We start from the raw sequence: 10,468 nt of genomic DNA on the forward strand, positions 1-10,468 counted from the left end.
AAACGTCCCTTCAGTGTGTCCGGGACCAGCCCGGCTTCAGTGTGACCGGCCCAGCGAAGCTGGCCTCAAGCCCGGGAAGCTGCGGCACCTACCCGGGTCTCGGCGTCGTACGTGTAAACCTGCTTGCCACCAATGAAGACCTTCAGAGCCCGCTGCATGACATTCAACGGGTCCCCGCTCCACAGCACCAGATCAGCGTCCTTGCCCACCTTCAGCGAACCGATCCGATCTGCCAGGCCCAGCACCTTGGCCGGGTTGATCGTGATCGCCCGCAGTGCGATGTCCGCATCCAGGCCCTCCTTGACGGCGAACGCGGCCTGATGGACGAGGAAGTTGATGGGCACCACAGGGTGGTCGGTGATGATGGAAACTTCCACACCGGCGGCGGCGAGCTTGCCGGGGTTGGCGATGGAGCGTCCGCGCAGCTCGGGCTTGGACTTGGTGGTGAACAGCGGACCGATCAGTACTGGAATGCCGCGCTCGGCCAAAACATCGGCGATCACGTGGGCTTCCGTGCCGTGGTCAATGACAAGCTCATAGCCAAACTCCTCGGCCAGGCGCAGGGCCGTGGCGACGTCGTCCGTGCGGTGACAGTGCTGGCGCCAGGGAATCTCGCGGCGCAGCACCATGGACAGCGCCTCCATGTGGACGTTGCGCGGTCGCGGCTCGGGCAGTGCCATCCAGTTTTGTGCGTCCATGAACGCTTGGCGGATCACCAATGCCGTGCCCAGGCGAGTGGAAGGGGTCTTCTTTTTCTCCCCGTACACCGTTTTCGGGTTCTCGCCCAGCGCCGACTTCAAACCACTGGGGGAGCGCAGCACCATCTCCTCGATGTACCTCCCGTGCGTGTGCATCGCAACAGCGAGCCCGCCAATGGGGTTTCCGGAACCGGGGTTCACATTGACGGCTGTGATCCCGCCAGCCAGGGCGTCGTCAAAGCCGGGATCAAAGGGGTCCACAGCGTCGATGGCGCGCACGCCCGCCATGACGGGGTCGGTCATCTCATTGACGTCATTGGTGGAGCCCAGTTCCCCTTCAGGGTCCATGCCCACATGAACATGCGCGTCGATGAAGCCGGGCAACAGCCACTGGCCTTGTGCATCGAGCACGTCGGCACCTTCCGGGATCTGGATGGATGCACCCAACCCGAGAATCTTCCCACCTTCCACCAATACGGTTCCATCAAACGGCGCCCCTTCCACCGGAACCACATGGGCGTTCGTGATGGCTAAAACACGCCTTTTGGCGGCGGCCGCGGCCTCGCGGATGGTGGCGCTGATCGAGGCCGTGTTGGCGGCAGGCTTCACCGGAACACCTTTCCCGATAGCCTTGCCCACCTTCTTCGCAGCAGCAGGCCCGCCCGGCTTCACGGGGACGGAGCCGGGCTTTCCTGCGGGGGCGGCAGCCCTGCGCGTGACCCTTCCTGGGGTGAATCCGGGGTTGGGGGTGGGCTGTGAGCTGCTCATGACTGCCTTTCGTGTGCCATCGGGGGACTCTTCCAAGTTACCGCGTTTATTCCTCCACAGGCCGCTAGCAGTCATGGCTTCCCCCGCATAGTCTTGAACCATGCACCCAAAGACAGCCTTGATCACGGGGGTGGGCCGCACCGTTGGCATTGGCGCCAGCATTGCCCGCACCCTCGCCGCCGAGGGTTGGGACTTGGTCCTGAACTATTGGCACCCCTACGACGAGCGAACGTTCGGCGCGCCCATGTCCCACAATGTTGCTGAGCTTACCGCCGAACTTGTTGCGGCCGGTGCCCGGGTGTGGGCCATGCCGGCAGACCTGGGTGACCCGTCCGCCGTCGACCGTCTTTTCGGACAGATCGCTGCGGAAGCGGGTTCGTTGGAGGGGCTGGTGTTGTCGCATTGTGAATCAGTGGATTCAGCGATTCTTGACACTTCGCTGGACAGTTTTGAGCGGCACTTCGCCGTCAACACACGCGCGAGCTGGCAGCTCATTGCGGCCTTTGCCCGGCAGGCCACGCACGACGGCGGCGCGATCGTTGCGCTGACAAGTGACCACACAGCGTTCAACCTGCCATACGGCGCGTCGAAGGGTGCGCTGGACCGGATTGTCATTGCGGCCGCGCGGGAAATGGGTGGCCAGCAAATCAGCGCCAACGTGCTGAACCCCGGGCCCGTGGACACAGGATGGATGGACGACTCCGTGCGGGCTGAGCTGACGGCGCTGCAGCCGGGCGGACGGTTGGGCACGCCCGCCGACGTGGCACCGGTGGTGGCGTTCCTGCTTTCACCGGCAGGACGCTGGGTGAACGGCCAGCTGATCAAGGCCGACGGCGGCTTCTCGGCCTAAATAGGGTGTCCCCTGCGCTGAACACAGCGTTAGTTCAGCGCAGGTCAGGACTTGTTCTGCCAGAACTGCGAGAATAAACCATGACGCGGGGCATATTGCGAATCTTTCTGGGCTCGGCGCCCGGTGTGGGCAAAACCTACTCCATGCTCGAGGAAGGCAAAGCCCGGGCAGCGGCGGGGGTGGACGTGGTGGCCGGGCTCATTGTGGACCATGGCCGGGAGCCGATCCGGGTGAGGCTTGCCGGTTTGGAAACGGTGCCCGCCAAGCGGATCACCCATCTTGGCATGGACTTTCAGGAACTCGATGTGGCTGCGCTGCTGGCCCGCAGACCGGCCCTGGTGCTCGTAGATGATTATGCACACGCAAACACCGCAAATGCTGAAATTGCCAGGATGGGCAATGCCAAACGTTGGCAGGATGTGGAAGAGCTGCTGCTGGCCGGCATTGACGTTTATTCCACCCTCAACGTTGAAAACCTTGCATCATTGACGGATGCCGTGGAAACCATTACGGGTGTCCGCCAAGAAGAATCCGTCCCGGATGAGGTGGTGCGCCGGGCCGAACAAATAGAGTTGGTGGATATTTCCCCGGAGCTGCTGCGTCAGCGTGTGAGTGCGGGCAGCGTGTACCCGGGCGACAAGGTGGATGCCGCGCTGGCCAACTACTTCAGGTTGGGAAACCTCGCAGCGTTGCGGGAACTGTCCCTGCTCTGGTTGGCGGACCGGGTGGAAGAAGGCCTGGCCTCCTATAGGAAGAGCCATGGCATTGTGGCCGGTTGGCCCACCCGCGAACGCATCGTGGTGGGATTGCCGGGCGGGCCTGAGGGAGAGGTGCTGCTACGCAGGGCAGCCCGCATTCTGAGCCGGGTCAGCGGAGGCGAACTGCTGGCCGTGCACGTACCGCGCTCCGACGCCGTGGCCGGGGACGCGCCGTCGGCCCTCGAAGGACAGCGCCAGCTGGTGACAGACCTGGGCGGTACCTACCACTCGGTGGGAGGAGAGGATCCGGCACAGGCCCTGCTCGACTTTGCCCGCAACGCCGGCGCCACCCAGATCGTCATTGGTTCCTCCCGGCGGAAACCGCGTCTGGGCTTCCTGGCCAGCCCGGGCGTAGGGGCACGGGTGGTGCGCGACGCCGGCGAAATGGACGTCCACATGGTGCCGCACCCGCTCAGTGGATCCGGCAGGACGGCCCGCAGCCACACCGAACTGGGCAGGAAACGGATCGTGATCGGATTCGTGCTGGCTGCGGTGCTGCCGGTACTGGTGCAATTCGCCACGGGAACCATGAGCTTGGAGCTGACCATGCTCATTCAATTCGCGGCAACCATTGCCGTGGCGCTCGTGGGCGGGCTGTGGCCGGCAGTGCTGGCGGCCATCTGGAGCAGCCTGCTGCTGAACTTCTATTCAGCGCCGCCGGTGGGGAACCTGACCATCAGCGATCCACAAAACCTGTTGGACCTGCTCGTATTCTTGCTGGTGGCTGTGATCGTTGCGCTCGCCGTTGACCAGTCGGCACGGCGCTCGCGGGAGGCGTTGCAGGCCGGGGCTGAAGCCGCCACACTCAGTGAACTGGCCCGCGGCATTCTGGCCTCCCAGGACACGGTGCAGGTGCTGCTTGAGCAGGTGCGGGATCATTTTGGCATGCGGGCTGTGGTACTTTTTCGCCAGGCCCCGTCCCAAGGCCAATGGCGGCTGGAATCGTCCGTGGGGGAGAACCCTCCGGCCACGGCCGAGGAGGCGGACATCGTGGAGGACGTGTCCGAACACTGGCGGTTGGGCTTGTCCGGGCGAATCCTGCCGGCCCGTGACAGGCGCCTACTCAGTGCCTTTGGTGCCCATCTGCTGGCTTTGGAGCAGCGTGCCGCGCTGAACCAGACACAGCGTGAAAACGTGCAGCTGAACCAGGACAACAAGATCCGTACCTCCGTCCTGCGGGCTGTTTCCCACGACCTGCGCACACCCCTGGCCGGGATTAAGCTGGCCGTGAGCAGCCTGCGCCAGAGCGAGGTGACGTTCAGCCCGGAAGATGAAGCGGAACTGCTGGCCACCATCGAGCACTACTCAGACAGGATGGATGCGCTGGTCGGCAACCTGCTGGACATGTCCAGGCTCAGCGCCCAAATGGTCAGCCCCGTGGTGGGTCCGGTCACGTGGCAGGAAGTACTGCCGGCGGCCTTGCGCGGGGTCCCGCCGGAACGGGTACGCCTGGAACTGCCGCCGAACATGCCCGCCATAGACGCTGACCCCGGCCTGTTGGAACGGGTCATTGCCAACATTGTGGAAAACGCGGTGAAATACGCTCCAGACGCTCAAATCCTGGTGCTGGGCTCCGTTGGCGGCAGCGGCAGTGCCACCATCGAGGGCCACCCGGCCAGCGAGTTGCACGTAGTGGATCACGGCAAAGGTGTTCCCGCCGCCAACGTCATGGCCATGTTCAAGCCCTTCCAGAGGCTCGACGACGTCTCTTACGGAGCGCACGGAGGAACCGGGGTGGGTCTGGGGTTGGCTGTGGCCAAAGGTTTCACCGAGATCATGGGCGGTGTGCTGGAGGCTGCCGAAACCCCCGGCGGCGGCCTGACCATGATCATCCGCATGCCACTTTCCACCGGCGTCACGAGGACACTTTGAGGAATCTGCCATGACAACAGTCCTGATCGTTGACGACGAACCGCAAATCCTGCGTGCATTGCAAATCAACCTGCACGCCCACGGATACAAGGTCATCCCGGCTGCCAACGGAACCATCGCGCTCGCCGCCGCGCAAACCCAGGTGATTGACGTCGTCGTGCTTGATTTGGGGCTGCCTGATATGGACGGGCTGGACGTCATTGCCGGGCTGCGCGGCTGGAGCGAGGTGCCCATCATCGTGCTGTCGGCACGGCACGGCTCGCGCGACAAGGTGGAAGCCCTGGACGCAGGCGCTGACGACTACGTGACGAAGCCTTTCGGGCTGGATGAGCTGCTGGCCAGGCTGCGGGCGGCGACGCGCAGGGCCGGGCCGCAAAACGCGGAACCGCTCGTTGCCACAACCGAATTCACGGTGGATCTGGCCAACAAGCTGGTACTGCGCCGAGGGGAAGCCGTGCGCATGACACCCACTGAATGGAGCGTGCTTGAACTGCTGGTGCGCAATCCTGGCCGGTTGGTGAGCCAGCAGCAGCTCCTGTCCGAAGTGTGGGGGCCGGCCTACGCGAAGGAAACCCATTATCTGCGCGTCTACATGGCGCAATTGCGGCGGAAGCTGGAGCGTGATCCGGCCAATCCGGTGCACCTGCTCACCGAGGCCGGTATGGGTTACCGGTTCTCGCCGTAGAATTTTCGCTGGGGAAGTCGTGACGAACCGCACCCGGATCGCGTCCAAGTGGTCACAAGGTTATTAGTAAGATTGTGACTATGACAAAACGCTCCCCTCTCGCCTTGGCCGTGCTGGCATTGCTGGAGGAAGCGCCCATGCACCCCTACCGCATGCAGCAGCTGATTGCCCTGCGCGGCAAGGACAGGGTCGTCAACGTCAGCCAGCGGGCCAGCCTCTACAGCACCATCGAGCGGCTGGCGCGCGACGGCATGGTCCGGATCGTGGAAATTGAGCGGCACGGACAACGCCCCGAACGCTCCATCTATGAAATTTCCGACGCCGGACGCGTCACCGCCCGCGGTTGGCTCAGCGAGATGCTGTCCGTCCCCAAACACGGCTTCCCGGACTTCCACGCCGCCCTTGCCCACGCCCCGTTGCTGGAACCGAATGAAATTGCCGCGCTGCTGCGCACCCGCCGCGACACCATGGCTCGCGAAGTGGCAGAACTGGAAAAGGAACTGGAGTTTGTCAGTGCCTTCCTGCCGCGCGTTGTGCTTTTGGACGCTGAACTGATTGCCCGAACACGTGCCGTTGAGCTTGAATTCCTCTGTGACGCCTTGGCTGATCTGGACTCCGGGGCCATGACGTGGAGCCGGCAGTCGCTGGCAGCCCTGGCCCTCAGCCAGGAAACACAGCACCAATACACACCAGCCTGAGGCACTCGCCTAACGCGGAGCCCAGCATGCCCCAAATTTTTCCAACACTTTTCCCACTGTCCCAAGGAAGCTACTTGAAACCCACCGCCCCACCCGTTGGCAAGGCCCGCTCCATTGCCTTGATCTGCCTGTTCATGGCCTCTTTCATGGAGTTGCTGGACGCCACCATTGTCAACGTCGCCCTGCCTGACATCGAACGTGCCCTCGGCGCTCAAAACGCCGAACTGCAGTGGATGGTGGCTTCCTACACGCTGGCCCTGGCCGTCGGCCTGATCACCGGCTCCCGTCTGGGTGACATCTACGGACGCAAAAAGATCTTCATCATCGGCCTGGTCGGCTTCACGGTGGCTTCGGTGCTCTGCGGTGCGGCCATGAACCCGGAAATGCTCATCGCCTCCCGCGCCTTGCAGGGCTTCGCCTCCGCAGCCATGATCCCGCAGGTGCTCTCCAGCCTGCAGGTCATGTACAAGCCATCCGAGCGGGCAGGGGCCATGGCAGGCTTCTCGGCATTGGCCGGCGTCGCCGCAGTGTCCGGACCCATTATCGGTGCCATCTTGACCGATGCGAACCTCTTTGGCTGGGGCTGGCGGACCATCTTCTTCGTCAACATCCCGGTGGGTGTTTTCGCCGTGATTTGTGCCATCAAGTTCGTCCCCGAATCCAAGGCGCCGGTGCGGCACAAACTTGACCTGTCCGGCGTCGTGATTCTGGCCGTGGGCATGCTGGCCATCCTGTACCCGCTGACCATGGGCCGGGAAGAAGGCTGGCCGCTGTGGACGTATGTGTCCATGGTGCTCGGCGTGCTGGTGCTGGCAGGTTTTGTGTTGTTGCAGCGCCGCGAGGAAAAGCGTGGGGGCGAGCCGTTGGTGGCCGTCTCCTTGTTCAAGAGCCGTGCATTCGCCGCTGGCATCGCCATGATGTTCTTGTTCTTCATCCCCATGAACGGCTTCTTCCTCATCCAGACCCTGTTCCTGCAGCTGGGCCTGGACTACCCGATCTTGAAGGCCGGGCTGACCATGATTCCGTTCTCCGTCATGGTCCCGGTGCTGGCCGGCATCTCGGCAACGATCCTGGCCCGCAAGATTGGCCGCGTGGTGCTGCAGCTGGGCCCGCTGGTGGTCGCAGCCGGTTTCGTAGTGCTGATCTTCACCGTGCAGGCAGTTGGCGGCACCGTCACCCCGTGGCACCTGTTGGCAGGGCTTGCCCTGAGCGGCGCCGGGTTCGGCATGGTCGTGGCACCGGTCGGCATCTTCGTGCTCTCGGAAGTCCCCACCAAGCTGGCCGGCACCGCCTCGGGACTGTTCAACACCACCAGCCAGCTCGCCGGCGCACTGGGCGTAGCCATCATCGGCACCATCTTCTTCGACGCCCTCGACACAAGCAGCGCCACGAGCAAACCTGGGGTGTTCATCGACGGCTTCACCTCCACCATGTGGATCATGGCCGCAGGGATGGTGCTGGCGGCCATTGCGGCGTCCTTCCTGCCGCGCTGGGCTTCTGAAGCAGATGTCGCTGACGATGACGCGCCCGCCGTCTTGGTTGGTGCCTGAGAAGTACGACGCCGGGGCCCCCCTTGCGCTGGTGCCGCCGGGTTTAGCCCGGGGCCGGACTGTATGCCCGGCTGTTGGGGCGCATTGCCTGCCTTATTGTTAATCCATGACTGACTCCAGACACCCGAGTGGTTCGATTCTGGCCATTTGCCGGGTCCACCAGCTGATCACCACAGCCACGGGCTTTGGAGTCACGGGGATCGACAAGCGTCCTGTTGCCGGAGCCGTCAGTTTGCGCAAGTTTGGCGTGTTCGGTGATGTGCAGGGCGATATCGAACACCACGGCGGACCGGACCAGGCCGTCTACGCGTATTCCCAAGAAGATGCCGACTACTGGAGCGAAGAGTTGGGCCGCACCATCACCCCGGGACTCTTTGGTGAAAACCTGCGAACAACGGGCGTGGAAACCAGCCAGGCCGTGATCGGCACACGCTGGCGGATTGGCAAGGCACTGCTGGAAGTCACGTCACCGCGCGTTCCGTGTGCCACGTTTGCGGAGCGCATGGACGAGCCTCAATGGGTCAAGCGGTTTACCCAGGCGGGTCGTGCGGGCACCTACCTGAGGGTGTTGGGGCACGGCAAGGTCGCGGCGGGGGACGCCGTCGTGGTTGAACACGTGCCGCAGCACGGGATCACGGTGGGCAAATTCTTCAGCGATCCCACAGTGGAGGACGTGCTGACATTGCAGCGCCTCGAAGCTGACGGGGAGTTGAAGCTGTCCAAGCACTTTTACGCCAGATTCCCGAAGATTCTGGCGCGCTCGGCCTGATTTCGCGGCTATGTGCCGAAACTCACGGGCCATCACAGGCCTTCCAAGTATCGCGGCGGCACGTGATGCACTACAATTTAAACATCCCCCACTCCGGTATCTCCTTTTATTTTCTGCCCAATTTTTGAGGCAGGAGCCTGAAGTGTATGGGGCCCGCAAGTTTTTTGGGCGGGCAAGTAGCGTTCATAGGGGATTGCCGGCAAAGAAACGCCATGCGGTGTTGATTCAGTTCAACGCCAGCGGCCGTGAAAGCGGCGCACATGTGGCGCGAGATCCTGCCCGGGATGCCAGTAGCGGCTGGATTTCTTTGTACTGCGGCGTTAGATGCCGCTTGGCCCCTATGAATAGGACACATTGACCATGCCCGAAAACTTCTCCCAGAACTCCTCCGAGTCCGTCACCGTTAACAAGGAAGACGCTCCGGACATTACCTTTGCCGAGCTCGGCATTGACGGCCGCGTATTGGCCGCGCTGAGCGACGTCGGATACGAGAAGCCCTCACCCATCCAGGCAGCAACCATCCCGCTGCTGCTCGAAGGCCGGGACGTTGTTGGCCTGGCTCAGACCGGAACAGGCAAGACCGCGGCATTCGCCGTTCCCGCCCTGTCACGCATGGCTGAACTGATGGACCTGAACGGCCCCACCAAGAACACCCAGATCCTGGTGCTTGCCCCGACGCGTGAATTGGCCCTGCAGGTTGCAGAAGCCTTCACCTCCTATGCCAAGCACATGGACAACTTCTCCGTGCTCCCCGTATACGGCGGCTCGGCCTACGGCCCGCAGCTTGCCGGTCTGCGCCGCGGCGCACAGGTTGTTGTCGGCACGCCCGGCCGTGTCATCGACCACCTCTCCAAGGGCTCCCTGGATCTGTCGAACCTGCAGTACCTGGTGCTGGATGAAGCCGACGAGATGCTCCGCATGGGCTTCGCTGAAGATGTTGAGCAGATCCTGTCCAAGACACCGGCCGAGAAGCAGGTGGCGCTGTTCTCCGCGACCATGCCCAGCCAGATCCGCCGCATCTCCAAGCAGTACCTGAACAACCCCGCTGAGGTCACGGTTAAGGCGAAAACCACCACCGCCGCGAACACCCGCCAGCGCTACCTGCAGGTCATGGGCCCGCACAAGCTGGATGCACTGACCCGAGTGCTTGAAGTTGAAGAATTTGAAGGCGTCATCGCATTTGTGCGCACCAAGATGGCCACCGAGGACCTTGCCGACAAGCTCCGTTCACGAGGCTTCCTGGCTGCCGCCATCAACGGCGACATCCCGCAGCAGCAGCGCGAGCGCACCATTGAAGCCCTTCGCGCCGGCAAGATCGACATCCTGGTTGCCACCGACGTTGCAGCCCGTGGACTTGACGTGGAGCGCATCACCCACGTGATCAACTACGACATTCCGCATGACACCGAGTCCTACGTGCACCGCATTGGCCGTACGGGCCGCGCCGGCCGCTCCGGCGACGCGATCCTTTTCATGACCCCGCGCGAGAAGTACCTGCTGCGCGCCATTGAAAAGGCCACCCGCCAGCCGGTGGACCAGATGCACCTGCCGTCCGCAGAAACCATCAACACCCTGCGCCTTGGCAAGTTCGCTGAAAAGATCACTGAGACCCTTGCCAGCAAGGACGTCTCCAAATTCCGCGACCTGATTGCATCCTACGAGCAGGAACACGACGTTCCGGCCGCAGAAATTGCCGCAGCCTTGGCCGTCATGGCCCAGGGTGGCCAGCCGATGCTGGTCAACGACCTGCCGGCCGCCCCCGAATACCAGAAGAAGGATCGCGCCAAGGACGGCTTCGGCTCCCGCGGCCCGACCCGGAC

General features: G+C 63.2%; 8 protein-coding genes. 7 read left to right on the top strand and 1 reads right to left on the bottom strand.

Annotated elements, in window-relative coordinates; all coding sequences use genetic code 11:
* Window positions 1-65: 65 nt before the first annotated feature.
* Complete coding sequence (locus tag Q4P21_RS14955) at window positions 66-1,466, bottom strand: amidohydrolase (protein ID WP_303389524.1); 1,401 nt, start codon at window positions 1,464-1,466, stop codon at window positions 66-68.
* Between the two features lie 100 nt (window positions 1,467-1,566).
* On the opposite strand from Q4P21_RS14955, the gene Q4P21_RS14960 reads away from it, so the two are divergent.
* From Q4P21_RS14960 to Q4P21_RS14990, 7 genes are all read left to right on the top strand, one after another.
* Window positions 1,567-2,316, top strand: a complete 750-nt coding sequence (locus Q4P21_RS14960; RefSeq protein WP_303389525.1) for an SDR family oxidoreductase — start codon at window positions 1,567-1,569, stop codon at window positions 2,314-2,316.
* Window positions 2,317-2,396: 80 nt separating this feature from the next.
* Window positions 2,397-4,946 (top strand): DUF4118 domain-containing protein, encoded by a 2,550-nt coding sequence (locus Q4P21_RS14965; RefSeq protein ID WP_303389526.1) that lies wholly within the window; start codon window positions 2,397-2,399, stop codon window positions 4,944-4,946.
* A gap of 10 nt (window positions 4,947-4,956) precedes the next feature.
* Entirely contained in the window at window positions 4,957-5,631 is a 675-nt protein-coding gene (locus Q4P21_RS14970) for a response regulator (protein WP_303389527.1), read from the top strand.
* A gap of 80 nt (window positions 5,632-5,711) precedes the next feature.
* On the top strand, window positions 5,712-6,329 hold the full coding sequence (locus Q4P21_RS14975) for a PadR family transcriptional regulator (RefSeq protein WP_303389528.1): 618 nt from the start codon (window positions 5,712-5,714) through the stop codon (window positions 6,327-6,329).
* Between the two features lie 26 nt (window positions 6,330-6,355).
* On the top strand, window positions 6,356-7,879 hold the full coding sequence (locus Q4P21_RS14980) for an MFS transporter (protein ID WP_303389529.1): 1,524 nt from the start codon (window positions 6,356-6,358) through the stop codon (window positions 7,877-7,879).
* Between the two features lie 106 nt (window positions 7,880-7,985).
* On the top strand, window positions 7,986-8,648 hold the full coding sequence (locus Q4P21_RS14985; RefSeq protein WP_303389530.1) for an MOSC domain-containing protein: 663 nt from the start codon (window positions 7,986-7,988) through the stop codon (window positions 8,646-8,648).
* Window positions 8,649-9,008: 360 nt separating this feature from the next.
* Window positions 9,009-10,468: DEAD/DEAH box helicase (locus tag Q4P21_RS14990; protein ID WP_303389531.1), on the top strand; the 1,460-nt coding region annotated here is incomplete at its 3' end.

This window comes from Arthrobacter sp. (assembly GCF_030540645.1).
Classification (GTDB): Bacteria; Actinomycetota; Actinomycetes; order Actinomycetales; family Micrococcaceae; genus Specibacter.